This window comes from Corynebacterium glaucum, assembly GCF_002287505.1.
Classification (GTDB): Bacteria; Actinomycetota; Actinomycetes; order Mycobacteriales; family Mycobacteriaceae; genus Corynebacterium; species Corynebacterium glaucum.
Window position 1 is genome coordinate 1,388,660 of the sequence record NZ_CP019688.1, and the last position, 17,978, is coordinate 1,406,637.

21 protein-coding genes are annotated in these 17,978 nt (G+C 63.6%); 4 read left to right on the top strand and 17 right to left on the bottom strand.

From position 1 onward, the window contains the following. Positions 1–74 precede the first annotated feature (74 nt). Positions 75–728, top strand: coding sequence for a LysE family translocator (locus CGLAU_RS06765; protein WP_198304852.1), 654 nt, complete (start codon positions 75–77; stop codon positions 726–728). Positions 729–844: 116 nt separating this feature from the next. Here the strand turns inward: CGLAU_RS06765 and rpoZ are convergent, their stop codons facing one another. From rpoZ to pyrR, 9 genes are all read right to left on the bottom strand, one after another. Next, positions 845–1,162: a DNA-directed RNA polymerase subunit omega gene (rpoZ, locus tag CGLAU_RS06770; protein WP_415877118.1), complete on the bottom strand. Its 318-nt coding sequence runs from the start codon at positions 1,160–1,162 to the stop codon at positions 845–847. Between the two features lie 13 nt (positions 1,163–1,175). After that, positions 1,176–1,796 carry a guanylate kinase gene (gene gmk, locus CGLAU_RS06775; protein WP_095660031.1) on the bottom strand — a complete coding sequence of 207 codons (621 nt, stop codon included), beginning with the start codon at positions 1,794–1,796 and terminating at the stop codon, positions 1,176–1,178. 5 nt (positions 1,797–1,801) lie between these two features. Next, positions 1,802–2,122, bottom strand: a complete 321-nt coding sequence (mihF, locus tag CGLAU_RS06780) for an integration host factor, actinobacterial type (RefSeq protein WP_095660032.1) — start codon at positions 2,120–2,122, stop codon at positions 1,802–1,804. 239 nt (positions 2,123–2,361) lie between these two features. Further along, on the bottom strand, positions 2,362–3,210 hold the full coding sequence (gene pyrF, locus CGLAU_RS06785) for an orotidine-5'-phosphate decarboxylase (protein ID WP_095660033.1): 849 nt from the start codon (positions 3,208–3,210) through the stop codon (positions 2,362–2,364). Beyond that, positions 3,210–6,563 (bottom strand): carbamoyl-phosphate synthase large subunit, encoded by a 3,354-nt coding sequence (gene carB / locus CGLAU_RS06790; RefSeq protein ID WP_095660034.1) that lies wholly within the window; start codon positions 6,561–6,563, stop codon positions 3,210–3,212. The genes pyrF and carB overlap by 1 nt, the downstream gene beginning before the upstream one ends. Then, positions 6,564–7,016 (bottom strand): carbamoyl-phosphate synthase domain-containing protein, encoded by a 453-nt coding sequence (locus tag CGLAU_RS06795; protein WP_095660035.1) that lies wholly within the window; start codon positions 7,014–7,016, stop codon positions 6,564–6,566. A 7-nt stretch (positions 7,017–7,023) separates the two neighbouring features. After that, on the bottom strand, positions 7,024–8,313 hold the full coding sequence (locus tag CGLAU_RS06800; RefSeq protein WP_095660036.1) for a dihydroorotase: 1,290 nt from the start codon (positions 8,311–8,313) through the stop codon (positions 7,024–7,026). Continuing rightward, a complete protein-coding gene (locus tag CGLAU_RS06805) occupies positions 8,310–9,269 on the bottom strand; it encodes an aspartate carbamoyltransferase catalytic subunit (RefSeq protein ID WP_095660037.1) in 960 nt (319 codons plus the stop codon). Before CGLAU_RS06805 ends, CGLAU_RS06800 begins: the two co-directional genes overlap by 4 nt. Then, positions 9,270–9,842, bottom strand: a complete 573-nt coding sequence (pyrR, locus tag CGLAU_RS06810) for a bifunctional pyr operon transcriptional regulator/uracil phosphoribosyltransferase PyrR (protein WP_095660038.1) — start codon at positions 9,840–9,842, stop codon at positions 9,270–9,272. A gap of 115 nt (positions 9,843–9,957) precedes the next feature. On the opposite strand from pyrR, the gene CGLAU_RS06815 reads away from it, so the two are divergent. From CGLAU_RS06815 to CGLAU_RS06825, 3 genes are read left to right on the top strand one after another with little or no spacing between them, the layout of a single operon-like run. After that, on the top strand, positions 9,958–11,328 hold the full coding sequence (locus tag CGLAU_RS06815) for a TIGR01777 family oxidoreductase (protein WP_095660039.1): 1,371 nt from the start codon (positions 9,958–9,960) through the stop codon (positions 11,326–11,328). Between the two features lie 10 nt (positions 11,329–11,338). After that, positions 11,339–11,800 carry a type III secretion system chaperone family protein gene (locus CGLAU_RS06820; protein ID WP_157731284.1) on the top strand — a complete coding sequence of 154 codons (462 nt, stop codon included), beginning with the start codon at positions 11,339–11,341 and terminating at the stop codon, positions 11,798–11,800. Beyond that, positions 11,790–12,227 carry a hypothetical protein gene (locus tag CGLAU_RS06825; RefSeq protein ID WP_095660040.1) on the top strand — a complete coding sequence of 146 codons (438 nt, stop codon included), beginning with the start codon at positions 11,790–11,792 and terminating at the stop codon, positions 12,225–12,227. Before CGLAU_RS06820 ends, CGLAU_RS06825 begins: the two co-directional genes overlap by 11 nt. A 10-nt stretch (positions 12,228–12,237) precedes the next feature. On the opposite strand, the gene CGLAU_RS06830 is transcribed toward CGLAU_RS06825, so the two are convergent. From CGLAU_RS06830 to CGLAU_RS06865, 8 genes are all read right to left on the bottom strand, one after another. Beyond that, positions 12,238–12,675, bottom strand: a complete 438-nt coding sequence (locus CGLAU_RS06830) for a hypothetical protein (RefSeq protein ID WP_095660041.1) — start codon at positions 12,673–12,675, stop codon at positions 12,238–12,240. Between the two features lie 15 nt (positions 12,676–12,690). Beyond that, positions 12,691–13,542 carry a PPK2 family polyphosphate kinase gene (locus tag CGLAU_RS06835; RefSeq protein WP_095660042.1) on the bottom strand — a complete coding sequence of 284 codons (852 nt, stop codon included), beginning with the start codon at positions 13,540–13,542 and terminating at the stop codon, positions 12,691–12,693. Then, positions 13,543–14,088, bottom strand: a complete 546-nt coding sequence (nusB, locus tag CGLAU_RS06840) for a transcription antitermination factor NusB (RefSeq protein ID WP_095660043.1) — start codon at positions 14,086–14,088, stop codon at positions 13,543–13,545. Further along, positions 14,088–14,651, bottom strand: a complete 564-nt coding sequence (gene efp / locus CGLAU_RS06845; RefSeq protein ID WP_095660044.1) for an elongation factor P — start codon at positions 14,649–14,651, stop codon at positions 14,088–14,090. The genes nusB and efp overlap by 1 nt, the downstream gene beginning before the upstream one ends. 72 nt (positions 14,652–14,723) lie before the next feature. Then, positions 14,724–15,815: an aminopeptidase P family protein gene (locus CGLAU_RS06850; RefSeq protein ID WP_095660045.1), complete on the bottom strand. Its 1,092-nt coding sequence runs from the start codon at positions 15,813–15,815 to the stop codon at positions 14,724–14,726. Between the two features lie 5 nt (positions 15,816–15,820). Beyond that, positions 15,821–16,279 carry a type II 3-dehydroquinate dehydratase gene (gene aroQ / locus CGLAU_RS06855; RefSeq protein ID WP_095660046.1) on the bottom strand — a complete coding sequence of 153 codons (459 nt, stop codon included), beginning with the start codon at positions 16,277–16,279 and terminating at the stop codon, positions 15,821–15,823. Positions 16,280–16,289: 10 nt separating this feature from the next. Next, a complete protein-coding gene (gene aroB / locus CGLAU_RS06860; RefSeq protein WP_095660047.1) occupies positions 16,290–17,342 on the bottom strand; it encodes a 3-dehydroquinate synthase in 1,053 nt (350 codons plus the stop codon). A gap of 18 nt (positions 17,343–17,360) precedes the next feature. After that, a complete protein-coding gene (locus tag CGLAU_RS06865; RefSeq protein ID WP_095661097.1) occupies positions 17,361–17,876 on the bottom strand; it encodes a shikimate kinase in 516 nt (171 codons plus the stop codon). Positions 17,877–17,978 lie beyond the last annotated feature (102 nt).

The following is a 17,978-nucleotide window of genomic DNA, read 5'->3' on the forward strand; positions in this document are numbered from 1 at the left end:
TATGCGGCGGCTCTAGCTGCGTTAAACTTCGCCTACCAAACTGCCTTCACACTTCGTGCTTCAGGAGCAACACGTTGACGACCACTGATTTCCTCGCCCTCATCGGAGTCTTTGCCGCTGCGGTGGCGGTACCAGGCCCCGACGTTGTCCAGATCATTCGCTTCAGCGTGAAATCACGGGCATCCGGAATCGCTTGCGCCACTGGGATTATGGTTGGCTACGCAATCTGGATCGCAACCTCACTTCTGGGATTGAGCGCTCTTATGCAAGCAGCCCCTAACCTGTTGGCCGGATTGCAGCTGGTCGGTGGAGCGTATCTGCTGTACATGGGTATCAGTGCGGTGAGGAGCGGTTACTCGGCTTGGCGAAATGGAACCAAGGTCACTCTCCCCGGCAACGGCCACAGCCAGACGCTTGTAACCCGCACGGCTTTCGGCGTGGGTTTGGCGACGAATCTCTCTAACCCCAAGTCGGTCCTCTTCTTCGGAGCGGTTTTCGCTCAATTCATAACTCCGGGCATGGGGTGGGAATGGATGACGATCATCCTCATCACCCTTTTCGTGATCGGGCTGGTGATGTCAGTCGGGTTCGCGCTGCTAGTCGATCTTTTCGCAGGTCTACTCGCCCGGTGCGGGCACGTCGTCGACATGGTCACCGGTTCCATCTTCGTCGGTTTGGGCGCTTGGATGATGGCCGAAGGCGCCGTGAGCGTGAAGAGCAATCGCTGACTTCTGGCCGTTCACCGCTTTCTTCCTATCCCGCTTGGTGCAAAACGTCAAAGAGCCGACCCCAAAAGGGTCGGCTCTACGCGCATCACATTCCGCGGCGCGGAAAATCTGGGGGCTTACTGGCCCTCTTCGTGCTCGAGGAGACCAGCTTCAATCTCACGCAGCGCGATGGAGAGCGGCTTCTCGCCCGGTTCCGGGTTGACCAGGGGGCCGATGAACTCGAACACGCCCTCGTCGGAGTTCTGGTAGAAGCTGTTGATCTGGCGAGCACGCTTGGCCGCGAAGATGACCAGTGCGTACTTGGACGAAACCTTAGTCAGCAGCTCATCGATCGGGGGCTCGGTGATGCCCTCCGGGGTGTCATACACCAGGTCCTGCTCCGCGGTTGCGGACTGGGACGAGGTCTGCGACAGATCGTCGGTTACGTTGCTCACTTAAACCTTCTCGCTAATGTTCGCTATCCGTGGTGTCAGAGACACCAGTATCGGCGATGTTGTGTGTGTCAGTCAAAATTGCCGCAATCGCGGCAACAGCGCGTTCCACGTCGTCGTTTACCACGACGGAGTCGAACTCGCCTTGGGCGCCAAGTTCTTCACGCGCAGTCTGCAGACGGCGCTGAATCACGTCCTCGGTCTCCGTACCGCGGCCAGTAAGGCGCTCGACAAGCACCTCCCACGACGGCGGGGCGAGAAACACAGTGGCAGCTTCCGGCTTCAAGCGCTTGATCTCACGCGCACCTGCCAAATCCACTTCCGCGAGGACGGGACGTCCCGCCGCCAGCGCCTCTTCAACCGGACCAGCTGGGGTGCCGGACCGCTGAAGACCGCCGTGAATGTCCGCCCACTCAAGCATCTCTCCGGAATCAATCCGCTCCTGGAAATGTGCCGGGCTGACAAAGAAGTAGTCTTGGCCGTCGACTTCACCTGGGCGGGGTGCCCGAGTGGTCATCGACACGGAGAAGTAAAGGTTCGGCACATCGGTGATCAGCCGGTGGACCACCGTGGATTTTCCAACAGCGGACGGGCCGGCCAGAACGACCAGCTTGCCACGCGGTGTGCCTTCTGCCACGGGTCTTACGCCTCGTAACCGAAGCGCTCCAGGAGGGCGCGACGCTGGCGCTCGCCCAGGCCGCGCAGGCGGCGGGTCTGAGCGATCTCGAGCTCTTCCATGATCTCGCGGGCCTTGACCTTGCCCACCTTCGGCATTGCCTCGAGGAGTGCGGAGACCTTGGTCTTACCCACGATCTCGTCGGTGTCAGCCTTGTCCAGGACGTCCTTGAGCGTGGTCTCGCCGCGCTTCAGGGATGCCTTCAGCTCAGCGCGCTGCTTGCGAGCTTCCGCTGCCTTCTCCAGGGCTGCCTTGCGCTGCTCATCGGTCAACTGTGGAAGTGCCACGGGTTCCTCCAAATGTGTAGTCAGTATGTTGTGGTCCAGTCTCATCAACCGAACCCGGCCAAGTGCCATGGTGCACTGTATTCGGTGGGACCCGAATTGCACCGTTGCAACTCGCCAGCTTCGGCCAAGTGTAGCACTGCGGTTGTGCAACCACGTTTCCGCCACCTGCGTTTAGGCACGTCAACGCGTCGACGCACCTAAACTACCAGGCTTTTTGCCACACGAAAATTAGACCCTCTTTAATCACCGCGCCGACCTGCAATCTTCACGTGTTTCCGCAGCTCAGCAGCATCTGGACCAAACCGCAGAATCGAGCGCGAAACACTGGGAAATACCAGCACCGGATCAATCCCAGCCACTCGTTCCGCATCCTCGTAGGTCGCACCCTGCGCCCCCACCCCAGGCATCAGCACACACCCATTCAGGTACTCAAGGACAGGAGGCTTGACGACGGTTGCGCCCACCACAACACCGACATCCCCCACTCCATCCGCAGCACCTTCGGTGCCGGGGTTGTTTGCGTCGTGGTTGTAGGCCGCGCACTCGTCGACCATGAACTGCGCCACCGTGACCTCGCCGTCACCGACGCCCAGTGACGCAGCCTGAAAGGCCTCCGCCTCCGGGTTGGAGTTCGCCGCCATGACAAACACGCCCTTGCCGTGCGCCTGCGCCAGCTCGATCGCCGGCGCGAGGGAACCCACGCCCAGGTAAGGAGTGAGCGTCACCGCGTCCGCCTCGAGTGGCGAGCCGGGTTCCAGCCACGCGGACGCGTAGCCGGCCATCGTGGAGCCAATGTCGCCGCGCTTCGCGTCCGCGATCACCAACGTCCCAGTCTCCCGCAGCCCCGCAAGCGCCTCTTCGAGCACCGCGAACCCACGGGAGCCGAAGCGCTCGAAGAACGCCACCTGCGGTTTCACCAGCGCGGCAGCGTCCGCAAACGCTTCCACGCAAGTGAGCGCGAAGGTGCGCAGCCCGTCCGCCGAGTCGGGCAACCCCCACTGCTCCAAGAGAGCCGCGTGTGGGTCGATGCCGACGCAGAGTCGGCCCCGTTCACGCCCGGCGTCGACAAGCTTCTGCCCGAACCCCACTACTGCTCACCACCGGCGAGGTGGTCGAGCTCCTGCAGGCTGGTGACGGTGATCTCGTTGCCGCGCAGCGCCTCGATGCCCTGCACCGCGGCGGTCACGCCCTGGACCGTCGTCATGATCGGCACACCTGCGACCACCGCAGCCGCGCGGATGTCATAGCCGTCGTGGCGGGCGCCGGCCGAACCAGCCGGGGTGTTGAGCACGAGGTCGATCTCACCATCGAGCAGGCGATCGACGATCGACTCGCCGTCCGCGCCGTCGCGCACGTCGGAGGCCTTGAGCACGGTCTCGCACTCGATGCCGTTGCGGCGCAGCATCTGGGCAGTGCCAGCGGTGGCAAGCACCTTGAAGCCCATGGTGTACAGGCGCTGGATCGGAAAGATCAGCGTGCGCTTATCGCGGTTGGCCACCGAGACGAACACCGTGCCCTGGGTCGGCAGCTCGCCGAACGCCGCTGCTTCTGCCTTAGCGAAAGCCACGCCGAAGGACGGCGCGAGCCCCATGACCTCGCCGGTGGACTTCATCTCCGGACCGAGAATCGTGTCCAGCACCGAGCCGTCCGGGCGGCGGAAGCGGCTGAACGGGAGCACCGCCTCCTTGACGGCGATGGGGTGCTCGAGCGGCAGCGACCCACCGTCGTAGCTCGACGGAATCAAGCCCTCGGACTTGAGCTGCGCGATAGAGGCACCCATCATGATGCGGCTCGCGGCCTTGGCAAGGTGCACGCCGGTCGCCTTGGAGACGAACGGAACCGTGCGTGAGGCGCGCGGGTTGGCCTCGATGACGTAGAGGATGTCGTCCTTGAGCGCGAACTGCACATTCATCAGGCCTTTGACGCCGATGCCGTGCGCGAGCGCTTCAGCGGAGCGGCGAACGGTGTCGATGTCGTCCGGGCCGAGCGTCATCGGCGGAAGCGCACACGCCGAGTCGCCGGAGTGGATGCCGGCTTCCTCGATGTGCTCCATAACGCCGCCGAGGTAGACGTCGGTGCCGTCGCAAAGCACGTCCACGTCGATCTCGATGGCGGAGTCGAGGAAGCGGTCCACCAGCACCGGGTGGTCCGGCGAGAGCTCCGTGGCCCGGTTGATGTAGTCCTCCAGGCTCGCCTCGTCGTAGACGATCTCCATGCCGCGCCCGCCGAGCACGTAGGAGGGGCGTACGAGCACGGGGTAGCCGATGCCGGCAGCCACCTTGCGTGCCTCTTCGAAAGTGGTCGCGGTGCCGTACGCCGGCGCAGGCAGGCCAGCTTCTTCGAGCACCTTGCCGAACTCGCCGCGGTCCTCGGCCAGGTCAATCGCCTCGGGCGTGGTACCCACCACCGGCACACCAGCATCGGCGAGGCGCTGTGCCAGGCCCAGCGGGGTCTGGCCGCCGAGCTGGACGATCACGCCGGCGACGGTGCCGAGCGCAGCCTCCGCGCGGTAGATCTCCATGACGTCTTCAAACGTCAGCGGCTCGAAGTAGAGGCGGTCTGCGGTGTCGTAATCGGTGGAAACCGTCTCCGGGTTGCAGTTGACCATCACGGTTTCGTAGCCCACGCGCGAGAGCTCGAGCGTTGCGTGCACGCAGGAGTAGTCGAACTCGATGCCCTGGCCGATGCGGTTCGGGCCGGAGCCGAGGATGATGACCTTCTCCTTCGACCCGTCGCTGGTCAAGCCCTCTTCGCTCTCCGCCTGCGGGTCCAGCTCGTACGCGGAGTACAGGTACGGCGTCTTCGCCTCGTATTCGCCGGCGCAGGTATCCACCGTCTTGTAGACGGGGTGGATGGCGAGCGACCAGCGCAGAGCGCGCACGCCGTCCTCGCCCGCCAGCTCCGGGCGAAGCGCGGCGATCTGCGCGTCGGAAAGGCCGTACGCCTTTGCCTCTCGGAGCAGATCGGCGTCGAGCACGGGGGCGTCGATAAGCACTTGGCGAAACTCAACGAGTGCCGCAAGCTCGGCGATGAACCATGGATCGATGCCACTGGCCTCGTGGAGTTCTTCGGTGGTGGCGCCGAGTCGCAGGGCGAGCTCGACGTCGTAGAGACGCTTGTCGGTGGGCACCTTGAGGTCCTCGAGGACCGCTGCCTTGTCGGTGGCGCGCTCGCCGGCGAAGTACTCGTCCGGCTTGGTCCAGAAGCCGTTGGGCTTATCTTCCATCGAGCGCATGACCTTGTTCAGGCCCTGGATGTAGTTGCGGCCGATGCCCATGGCCTCGCCAACGGCCTTCATGGAAGTGCCGAGGGTCTCGTCGGAGCCGGGGAATTTCTCGAAGGCGAAGCGCGGCATTTTCACGATGACGTAATCGAGCGTCGGCTCGGTCAGTGCCGTGAGGGCGCCGCCGGTGATGTCGTTGGCAATCTCGTCGAGCGTGTATCCGATGGCCAGGCGGACCGCCACCTTCGCGATCGGGTAGCCGGTGGCCTTGGAGGCCAGCGCCGAGGAGCGCGAGACGCGCGGGTTCATCTCGATGACGATCATGCGGCCGTTGTCCGGGTGCAGGGCGAACTGCAGGTTGCAGCCGCCGGTCTTCACACCGACCTCGCGGATGATCGCCTTGCCCAGCTCGATCATCTTGGTCACTTCTGGCTCAGTCATCGTGAGCGCCGGCGCGACCGTGACGGAGTCGCCAGTGTGCACGCCCATTGCGTCGACGTTCTCGATCGTGGCGATAGTGATGCAGTTGTCATCCTTGTCGCGGATGAGCTCGAGCTCCATTTCCTTCCAGCCGAGAATGGACTCTTCGATCAACACGTTGGCCTCGGGCGAGGCGGCCAAGCCGTCGCCGGCGATACGGTGCAGATCATCCATGTTGTAGGCGAGGCCGGAGCCGAGACCACCCATGGTGAACGACGGGCGCACCACGCACGGGAAGCCAAGTTCTGCGACGGTCTCCTCGATCTCTTCCATGGTGTAGCAAACCCGGGAGCGGGCGGACTCGCCGCCGACCTTCTCAACGATGTCCTTGAACTTCTGGCGGTCCTCGCCGCGCTCGATCGCGTCGATGTCCGCACCGATGAGCTCAACGTCGTGCTTACCCAGGATGCCGAGGCGGTCGAGCTGAATGGCGGCGTTCAGCGCGGTCTGGCCACCGAGAGTGGGCAGGATCGCGTCGACTGGGCGGCCCAGCTCTGCCTCCTTGGCCAGGATCATGTCGATGTAGCCGGGCTCGATTGGCTCGACGTAGGTGGCGTCGGCGAACTCCGGGTCTGTCATGATGGTTGCCGGGTTGGAGTTGACCAGGGTGACGCGCAGGCCCTCGTCCTTGAGCACGCGGCAGGCCTGGGTGCCGGAGTAGTCGAACTCGCAGGCCTGGCCGATCACGATCGGCCCGGAGCCGATCACCATGACGTGGTTGAGATCTTCGCGCTTCATTTACTTGGCCTCCTCGCTGGCTTCGACGGTGATGGTGGCCTGCTGCGGGCCGGTCTTGGACAGGTGGCGCACGAGCTTGCGGGTGTCCACGCCGCGGATGCCAGTCACGCCCTGGTTTTGCAGCTCGTCTTCCAGCGAGCGCTCCGAGCGGAAGTTCGACGGGATGCGCGAGACGTCGCGAACTACCACGGCCGCGGCAGTGATGGAACCGTCGCCGGACTCGGCCACGTCCTCGCTGTTCCATCCCACGTTGCCGATCTGCGGGGTAGCGAAAACGAGGATCTCCCCGCTGCGGGCGGGATCCGTCAGCTCGCGCTGGTAGGCGAACATGTCAGTGGTGAAAGTGCAGTTGCCCTGGATTGCCTGGGCGGCATCTGGCGCATCACCGAAGAGAAAACCGGGGAAGGTGGCGCCGTCATCAAGCACCAGCTTCGCGTTAACGCGATGAGTCATTGTGTGGTTACTCCTTATCCAGTGCGTACGTTTGGGTGCCGCGCAGCCAGGTGGCCACGACTTTGGCGTTGAAGTCCATGCCTTCGTATGGGGTGTTGCTCGCCTTCGAGGCCATCGCCTCGCCGCTCGCGGTCCAGGCGTGCTCGGGATCGACCAGAGTGAGGTTGGCAGGCTCCCCGACGGCAATCGGGCGGCCCTGGTCTTCCAGCTGCATGATCTCTGCGGGTCGCTCGCTCATCACCTTTGCGACGAAGCGCCAGTCGGCAAGACCCGGCTCGACGAAGACTTGGTGCACGACCGCAAGCGACGTCTCAAGGCCCAGCATGCCGGGCTTCGCGTGCTCGAACTCCACGCACTTGTCCTCGGAACCGTGCGGGGCGTGGTCGGTGGCGACGACGTCGATCGTGCCGTCGAGAAGCGCCTCGCGCAGCGCAACCGTGTCGCGGTCCTCGCGCAGCGGCGGATTCACGCGGAAGTTGCCGTCGTAGGTGACCAACTTCTCGTCGGTAAGCAACAAGTGGTGAGGGGTGACCTCGGCACTTGCCGCAATCCCCTGCTCCTTCGCCCAGCGCAGGAGCTGGACGGTGCCCTCGGTGGAGGCGTGGCAGAGGTGGTAGCGCCCGCCGTAGTCGCGCGTCATGATCAGGTCGCGGGCGACGATCGACTCTTCGGCAACGCGCGGCCAGCCACGCAGCCCAAGACGAGCAGCGTTTTCGCCCTCGTGCGCGACTGCGCCGGCGGTCATGCGGTGGTCCTCGGCGTGCTGGGCAAGTACTACATTGTGCGCTTTCGCGTACTCGATCGCGCGGCGCATGAGCTGCGGATCGTTGACGCACTTGCCGTCGTCGGAGAACATCCGCACGTGGTTGCGCGCGAGAAGCCCGATCTCAGTGAGCTCCTCGCCCTCGAGCCCCTTGGTGATGGAGCCGACCGGGTAGACGTCGCACTTGCCGTACGTCTGCCCCTTTTCCCACACCGCCTCGGCCAGGAAGGGTTGGTCGATCACCGGCTGGGTGTTCGCCATGGTGAACACGGCGGTGAATCCGCCCTTCGCCGCGGCGTCCGAGCCGGTGGCGATGGTCTCGGTGTCCTCGCGGCCCGGCTCGCGCAGGTGCACGTGCATGTCCACCAATCCAGGCAGCAGTACGTGACCTTCGCAGTCGACCACCTCGTCGGCCTCGAACGGGCCGCTGTTGATCGCCTCGATAACCCCGGACTCAAGGTCGATGAGCAGGTTCGTCGCATCCTCGCCGTAGGGGCGGACGTTGTTCAGCGCAAGCGTTTTCGGCGTGCTCACAGCTGCACTCCTTCCTGGCCGTCGCGGCCACTCGCCAACAGGGTGAACAGGACGGCCATGCGGGTGTAGACGCCGTTGGACACCTGGCCAAGCACCACGGCATTGTCGCGGTCCGCCACCGCATAGTTAATCTCCATGCCCCGCAGCATCGGCCCCGGGTGCATGATGAGGGCATTTGCTTGAAGACGGTCCGCCCGCTGCCCCGACAGACCATAAAGCGTCGCGTATTCGCGGTGCGAGGGAAAGAACCCGCCCTGCATACGCTCGGCCTGGACACGCAGCATCATGACGACGTCTGGCTTAGTACCGGATTCGCCGCCGTCGATTTCCGCGTCGAAGTCGTAGCTCACTGTCGCAGGCCAGTGCTCTACCCCGGTTGGGAGCAGCGTCGGTGGCGCAACCAACACGACCTCGGCGCCGAGCGTGGAAAGCAGATCGACGTTGGAGCGGGCCACGCGCGAGTGCAGAATGTCGCCGACGATGAGGACCTTCTTACCGGCTACATCCCCGATGTGCTGGCGCATGGTCACCGCGTCCAGCAGCGCCTGGGTGGGGTGCTGGTGCTGACCGTCACCGGCGTTGATGATCGAGGTCTCCGGCAACCACTGGGTCAGAAGCTGCGCCGCGCCTGAGGCCGGGTGGCGCATGATGATTGCGTCGGCACCCACCGCCGCCAGCGTCGCGGCGGTGTCTTTGAGCGATTCACCCTTCTTCACACTCGACGAAGAAGCCGACACGTTGATCACGTCCGCGCTCATCCACTTACCCGCGGTCTCGAAAGAGGAACGGGTGCGCGTCGAGTTCTCGTAGAACAGGGTGAAGATGGTGCGCCCGCGCAAGGTCGGGAGCTTCTTGATCTCGCGGCCGTCCAGCGCCTCGCGGAACCGGTCGGCTTCGTCCATCAACCCGATGATTTCGTCGCGGGTGAGGTCTCCGATGTCAATGAGGTGTTTCATCTAGTTCGCCTCCCGGGTCAGGGTCACGCCGTCGGTGCCGTCGATAGGCGTCAAGCTCACGGTGACATCCTCCGTCTTCGCGGTAGGGATGTTCTTGCCCACGTAATCGGCGCGGATCGGCAGCTCGCGGTGACCGCGATCGACCAACACCGCGAGTTGAATGGCTCGCGGGCGACCGATATCGCGAAGCGAATCCAGGGCGGCGCGGATGGTGCGGCCTGAATACAAAACGTCGTCGACCAGAATGACCAGCGATCCATCGACCTCGGCCGGGATGTGGGTGGGGCGCAGCGCGCGGTGCGGCTTGTCGCGCAAGTCGTCGCGGTAGAGCGTCACGTCGAGGGAACCGACGGGCACCGCCACCCCCGAGAATTCTTCAACCGCTGCAGCGATGCGCTGTGCGAGCGGGACTCCACCTGATGGGATGCCCAGCAGCATCACCCCAGGCTGGCTGGCCTCACCTGCGTCATCGAGCGCAGTCTTTTCAATGATTTGGTGCGCGATGCGTGCAATCGTGCGCGAAACGTCTTGGGCTGATAACAGCTCGACCGTTTCGCGTGTGTTTTCACTCATCGGACCTCCTTCCCCGCCTCACAGTGCGGAATTTAAAGGATGTCGAACGGAAAGTTTCTCTACTGTCGGAAATGACGTTGAGACACAATGAAACTTTAGCGCACAAGGAACTCTCATGGGCATTACTGCTTCCCACCTCGTACCCGCCGATCGCGACCGAGTCTGGGACTGGCACACGCGCAAAGGTGCCGTCGTCAGGCTCACTCCCCCATTCCCCCCAATGACACCGGTGAAGCAGGCCGAAAGCCTGCGCAGCGGCACGACCGTCTTCTCCCTCCCTGCAGGTGTGAAGTGGGAGGCGCGCCACCTCGTGGATCAGTACCGCGCTGGCGAACAGTTCGCGGACCAGGCGGTGAACCAGCCGATCAAGACCATCACCGGCTGGACCCACACCCACCAGTTCGCCGATGCCACCACTAACGACGGCTCGCCCGCCACCGGCATCACGGACACGGTTGAAGCAAACGTCCCCGAGTTCGCACTGCGCTCTGCGTTCGCGTATCGGCAGCACCAACTGATCGAGGATTTCAAGTTCATCAACTCGCTGCCCGCCACGGAGCCGCTCACCATCGCCATGACTGGCGCGTCCGGGTTGGTTGGGTCCCACCTGAGCGCTCAGCTGACCACTGCTGGACATTCGGTGGTCTCGCTGACCCGCAGCGACCCGGGTGAGGACGAGCGTAAGTGGGATCCGGACAATCCCGCTTCAGACCTCCTCGAGGGTGTGGATGCGGTGGTACATCTCGCGGGCGAATCCATCATGGGCCGCTTCACCGAGGAGAAGAAGCGCAAAATCCGCGACTCGCGCATTGGGCCAACCCGGAAGCTGGCGAAGCTCGCCGCGGATTCCGGAGTGGAGACTTTCGTGTGCGCGTCCGCAGTCGGCTACTACGGCACTGACGCCGGAGATCGTCCCCACACCGAAGCTGACGGCCCAGGCAAAGGATTCCTCGCAGAGGTCTGTGCTGAGTGGGAAGATGCGGCGCAGGTCGACGGCGTGCGCGCGGTGAACATCCGCACTGGACTGGCGCTCTCCGGCGCCGGCGGCCTGCTGCCGGTGCTCAAGGCATCCGTTTCCGCGGGCCTGGGTGCGCGCTTCGGCGACGGCGACTTCTGGATGTCCTGGGTCGCCCTCGACGACCTCACCGACATCTACGTGCGCGCGCTGGTGGACGATTCACTGCACGGACCGATCAACGCCACCGCGCCGAACCCGGTCACCAACGCGGAAATGTCAGCGACTCTGGCTCGCATGTTGCACCGCCCCGATTTCTTCCCCATCCCCGAATTCGGACCGAAGATCCTGCTTGGCCACGAAGGCGCACACGAGCTCGCGCTCGCGGACCAGCGCGTCGCCCCTACCGTCGCCAAGCAAGCGGGAATGGCCTTCCGCTACCCCACCTTGGAAGCTGCACTTGCTCACGAGCTCGGCAAAGAGCAACTCCTCGAGGGCGAAGGGCGCGGTGTCGGCAGGGCAAGCCGGTAGGCTCGATGCGGTGAGCACTGAGCAAGAAGCACCTAACGTTGTCGAGCCCGTGACGGCCGAGTCGGTGGCGGCGATTTTCACGGAAGAAAATCTCGAGCACCGCATCGAGGGCGATGTCGTCCGCTCCGGGTTCGTTAACGCGGCCATCGTTGTCGCCGTTGACGGCTCCACCCTCGTATTTGAGACGCTGTGGCGCGGCATGGCACCGAAAGAGTTGGCGAACCACCTGCTGCTAGCGGTCAACGAGCACAACCAGACGCGCTTTGCGCCCACCCTGCGCATGCTCGAGGGCCAGGGCGAGCAGCTCGCGGTATCAGCAATCCGCTCCTTCGATATCGCGCATGGGGCGTCGTTCAACCAGCTCGGAGCATTCATCGTGAACTCCATCGAGGCCACCCTGCAGGCATTCAACTTCCTCGAGAACTCGTTCCCCACCCTCGTGACCTGGAAGGATCCGCACAGTGAACACTAACCCAGAGCAGGTCACCATCGACCGGGTCATCGCCGCCGCCGCCGAGTTGGGCTTTTCGCTTGACGACGACCTGTCGGGACGTGCAGCCCACGCCCACGTAAGCGGGTTCGACGTTCTCGTCGTCTTGCTCGACACCGTGTTAATCGTGCGAGCCGACGCAGCCACGGATATCCCGTCAGATTCCACCGACGCGACGCTGTACTTTGCCGCTAACCAGGTCAACTCCACCTTTGTCGACGCCCGCGCGTTGGTGGTCAACTGCACCGAGACGCTCATCGTGCGCACCGAGGCGGAGATCAACGTCGCCGCAGGTTTGAACGACGCGCAGCTGCAAAACGCCTTGAAGGTCGCCTTCGATGGGATCATCCAGACGCAAGACGCCATGGTTGCGCTCAGCGAGACCCTGCAAGCCGCAACCGAGGAATAAGGCGAAGCGACTACCGGATCTCGGTGAGCCTCCAAACTCCGGCTTCTTTGGTGAACACCAGCGTTTCCCTTGGTTGGAGCTCACGTACACCGTACGAATGACCGCTGCCTCTGCACACTTCGACCCTGGTGTGACTGAGTTCCTCGGCGATGAATGCGCCGTCGGTGGACTTCCATGCAAGCCAATCCACCGCGTCGGACGAGGTCATATGGCCTGTAAAAACGGTTTCACCGAAGAACTCGTTAGCGTACTTCCCGCTATACGGGCACACAATGGCGGTTTGCTTCGACTCAGGCAGCAAATCTGCAACCATAACACTTGCCGACGACCCGCTCTGGTATTCAAGCCATAGATCGAGGGATTCGACATGCTCAAACGCGTTGCAGCCGGCCAGCACTCGGGCGGACACGAGGGTGCAGAAGAACCAGCCGCGGCGAAAGCTACTCATAGTGCACAATTTGCTCTAGGACTGCGCGAGACGCGCCAGTTCCATTTCAGGATCGAAGTCTGCCTTGGGCCATTCCAGCTGCAGCGACTGCAGCGCTTCCAGCATTAGGGTCTTCACCACCGTGCGGCAGTACTTCTTGTTGTCGGACGGAACGCAGTACCACGGTGCAACATCGGTCGACGTGCGCGTCATCGCGATCTGGTACGCAGCCATGTACTGCGACCACAGCTTGCGGTCGTCGATATCGCCCGGGTTGTACTTCCAGTGCTTCTCCGGGTTCTCGATGCGCTCTTTGAGGTTTTCGGCTTGGTACTCGCGGGAGATATGCGGCATCACTTTGATGATGCGCGTGCCGCGCGCCGCCAGCTCGTTTTCGAACTCCACGATCGCGCCGTAGCGCCGCTCGATCTCTTCCGGCGGTGCCAACTGCTTGACCCGCTGCACCAGCACATCCTCGTAGTGGGAACGGTCGAACACCGAAATCTGGCCAGGCTCCGGCAGGTGGGGCCCGAAGCGCCAAAGGAAGTCGTGCGCAGCTTCCTCTTCCGTCGGCCGGCCAAAGGCCTTCACATGCACACCCTGCAGGTCCATGGTTTTGCCGATGACGTGGCGGATGATGCCGCCCTTGCCAGCCGTATCCATGCCCTGCAGCACCAAGAGCACCGAACCGGCGTTCTCATTGCCCGCCCGACCGTTGGCGTAGAGCTTCTCCTGCTCCTCATCGAGGGCGTCATCGAGATCATTGAAAGCCTCGTCAACACTGCTCTTGCCGGAAAGCCCGGGAGTAGATGAAGGGTCGACATCTGCGAGCTGAAAGTTCGGGCCAACCTTGAGCTCGTAAGCTTCCTCGACGGTCAGTTTCGCCATCTAGCTTTCTTTCTCTTCCTCGCCAGTGAGAGGTTCTGCGGCAGCGGGTGCCTCGGCTCCCGCCTCGACATCCTGGGTCACGACCCCCTCAGCCACAGCCGGGGCGTTGGGCGAGATCGACTGCGCGATGCCGTCGAGCATGGCGTGGATGTACGGAGGTGCCTGGTTGCCGGAGTACTCCGTGGCCATCTCGAGCGCGTTGGCGATGGCGATCGCGGTGGGGACCTCGTCGTTGAACATGATCTCCCACGTGCCCACGCGCAGAATCTGGCGATCGACGGCCGGCAGGCGGTGTAGTTCCCAATCACGGTCGAGGAAACGCTCGATAGCGTCATCGAGATCGTCGAGCTTCTCGGCAACCCCCGTGATGATCTCACGGGTGAAGTCCGCAATCGGAGCGACCGCGTTCTGCGGATCCTTGGCCAGCTCCGTGCGGTCGTCGAGAACCGCTACCGGGTCAATATCGCGAGTCTCAGCCTCGAAGAGGATGTCAACTGCACGGCGCCGGGCACGGTAGCGGGCGCCGTGACGCTTGTAGTCAGGCATTAGTTGTTCACGCGGGAGAGGTACTCACCCGTGCGGGTATCCACCTTGACCACGTTGCCGGTCTCCAAGAACAGCGGAACCTGGATCTCTGCGCCGGTTTCCAGGGTTGCCGGCTTGGTTCCGCCGGTGGAGCGGTCGCCCTGCAGGCCCGGCTCGGTGTGGTCGATCTTCAGGTCCACAGAGATCGGCAGCTCGCCGAAGAGCGCCTCACCCTCGTGGAAAGAGACCTGCACGCGCATGTTCTCCAGCAAGAAGCGGCCGGCGTCGCCGAAAGCCTCGGTCGGCAGCTCGTACTGTTCGTAGGTCTTGTCATCCATCACGACGAAGTTGGTGCCGTCGTTGTAGAGGTAGGTCATGTCGCGGCGGTCAACGGTCGCGGTCTCCACCTTCACGCCAGCGTTCCAGGTCTTGTCCACGGTCTTGCCGGAGACGACGTCCTTGAGCTTGGTGCGGACGAATGCTGGGCCCTTGCCCGGCTTCACGTGCTGGAACTCGATGATCTGCTGGAGTTTGCCGTCAACCTTCAGCACCAGGCCGTTCTTGAAATCGGCGGTAGTTGCCACGGAAATACCTTCCCTTATCTCTCGTTCAAAGCTCGCGTGTGCGCAGCTTACAGGCGTTCAAACATGCTCATGCTACAGCACGATCAATTCTTTCGGGTACTGGGTGATCACGCGCGGCGCGCTCGACGTAATTAACAACGTGTCTTCGATGCGCACCCCGCCGCGGCCCGGTACGTAGATGCCCGGCTCGATCGTGAGCGTCATGTGCTCTTCCAACTTGCCCGTGCCGGTCTGCGACGCGGAAGGTGCCTCGTGCACCTCAAGCCCGATGCCGTGGCCGGTCGAGTGGACGAAGTAGTCGCCGTAGCCGGCTTCAACAATCACCTCGCGGGCTGCGGCGTCGACGTCCACCAGCTCCGTACCCGGAGTCGCTGCTTTCACACCGGCGAGCTGCGCGGCAAGGGTGACCTCGTAGATCTCGCGCAAGAAAGCATCGGGCTCGCCGATGGCAAAGGTGCGCGTCATATCTGAGTTGAAGCCGAGGCGGTGCATGCCGAAATCGATCGTCACCAGGTCGCCGTCGACAAGCACTCGCTCCCCTGCACCGTGGTGCGGCATGGCTGAGTTCGGCCCGGACGCGACAATGGAGTCGAAGCTGGGCCGCTCCGCACCCAGCAGCCGCATGCGGTGCTCGAGGTCGGCTGCGATGTCGCGTTCGGTGCGGCCCGCGCGCACCCCGCCGGCTTCGATGAGCTCGGTGAGTGCTTGCACGGAAAGCTCCGCGGCCTCGGTGAGGCGGGTGCGCTCGAGGTTGTCCTTGGTCAGGCGGATGCCTTCGATTACCCCGGTGACCGGCACCAACGTGACCCCGTCCGGAAGGGCCGCCTTCAGCTTGTCCAGCTGCGCGACGGACACATAGTCCGCTTCGAACCCAACGCGGCGGCCTTCGACGACTCCTCCCAGCAGCTCTGAGGTGAGCTGGCGCGTAATCGTCGCCGGGATATCCGGAACCTCCGCGGCGAGTTGGGTGGTGTAGCGGCCGTCGGTGGCAATCTTCGCGGTGCGGTCCTTCGACACCAGCAGCGCGCCGTTGGAACCGGTAAAGCCGGACAGATAGCGCACATGCAGGATGTGGGTGACCAGCATGTCGTCGATGCGCTTCGCAGCGAGCTCGGAGGCGAGCTTGCGGCGTCGGGTTTCAAACCTGGTGTCTGCCATGCCCATGGGCCTTATCCTTCCTGCAGGGTGTTGACGATGGAATCCAGCGCCAGCAGGTAGCCGTAGGTGCCAAGCCCGGCGATGACACCGCGTGCGATCGGCGACAGGTACGAATGCGCCCGGAACGGTTCGCGCGCGTGCACGTTGGAGATGTGCACCTCGATAAAACCAGCACCGTCCGCAACCTCCGCCAGCGCGTCGCGCAGCGCCACCGACGTGTGCGTAAACCCGCCAGGGTTGATGATCACGGGCCAACCATGGTCGGCAGCCTCGTGCACCCAGTCGATCAACTCACCCTCGTGGTTCGATTGCCGGAAGTACAGGTCAATCCCCAGCTCACCGGCTCGCTCGAGCAATTGCTTTTCGACGTCTGCCAACGTGGTTGTCCCATACACCTCTGGTTGGCGCTTGCCGAGGCGGTTCAGATTGGGACCGTTGAGAACCATGATTGAGGTCGGTGAATTCGTCATCGCTGCCCCCCTATTCCGAAATCGCTTCGTAGGCGGCGCGCATCTCGTCGACGGTCGCGTCCTCGAGTCGGGTGCAGGACCCGAGACCGTCGAGGACGACGAAGCGGATGCGGCCGTCGCGGTTCTTCTTGTCACGCGTCATGCCGGCGTACAGCTCGTCGAACGCGCCCGCCTCGTAGCGGGTCGGCAACCCGACTGTGGAGATGATTTCGTGGTGGAGCGCTAACAAGGAGTCGTCGATAAGCTTGCGCCCGTGCGCAAGGTGGGCTGCGAACATCATGCCGACAGCCACCGCATTGCCGTGGCGCCAGCAGTAATCTTCGCGCAGTTCGATGGCGTGGCCGAGCGTGTGGCCGTAGTTGAGGATTTCGCGCAGGCCGGATTCTTTGAGGTCCTGGCCGACGACCTTGGCTTTGACTGCGACGGAGCGCTGGACGAGTTCTTCGATGTGCTTGTCCGCGCCATCGCGGTAGAGCTCAAGGATGCGGGGATCGGCAATGAACCCGGTCTTGATCAGCTCCGCTGAGCCGGAGACCAGCTCTTCTTCCGGCAGTGTGTAGAGACGCTCGAGGTCGATGACCACGGCGCTCGGCTCGTGGAACGCGCCGACGAGGTTCTTGCCGGTGGCGGTGTTGATGCCGGTCTTGCCGCCGACGGCCGCGTCCACCATTGCGAGCAACGTGGTGGGCACCTGGAAGACCTTGATGCCGCGCATCCACGTGGCGGCGACGAAGCCGGCGAGGTCGGTTGCCGCACCGCCGCCGAGGCCGATCACCGCGTCCTGGCGGGCGAAGCCTGCTTCACCGAGCTCGTCCCACAGGCGGCCGGCGACGGCTAGGTCTTTGCCGTCTTCGGCATCAGGCACGGAGGTGAGCATTGGGGTCACGCCGGAGGCATCGAGGTCGGCTGCGATGCTGCGTGCCACCGCGCCGAGCGCCGGCTGGTGAATAATCGCCGCTTGGCGTGCGCCGGATGCTTTGACTAGTCCTGCGACCTCTTTGGTGATGTCGTAGCCGATGTGGATCTCGTACGGCGACGGCCCGGTGACCTCAATCGTTGCCATGGTGAACCTCCAGCCAGCCTATTCGGAATCGATGATGTTGAGCACTTCAGCCACGACGCGCTGCGGCGGGCGCGAATCGGTGCGCACCCGGTGGTCTGCCACCTCGCGGTAGTACGGCTCGCGGGTGGTGAGCAGGGTGCGGTAGTGCTCTGCGGGGTCGTCCGCGGCGAGCACCGGCCGAGAGGTATCGCCCGCGGTGCGGCGAATGCCTTCCTCGGCGGTCACGTCGATCCACACCACGTTGTGGTGCTGCAGGAGTTTGCGGGTGGATTCGGTGAGCACTGCTCCCCCGCCCAGGCTCACGACACCGCCAGTTGCCAGCGCGCGTGCAACGTATCCCGCCTCGATCTTGCGAAACTCCTCTTCACCCAACTCAGCGAACAGGTCGCCGCAGCGCTTACCTTCGCCTTCCTCGATGAGCTTGTCCGAATCCACCAACGGCAAGCTCAGTGCTCGGGACAAACGTCGGCCGATCGTCGACTTGCCGGCGCCAGGCGGGCCGACGAGGACAACGCGGGGGGCGTCGTTGACCATCTGCGAACCCGACGGCTGCGCCACCGCATCAGCATCGGCTTCGTCGAAGATGTCGTCTGTCACGTCGTTGACAATGCCGCCGACCAGATCTTCTGCATCGTG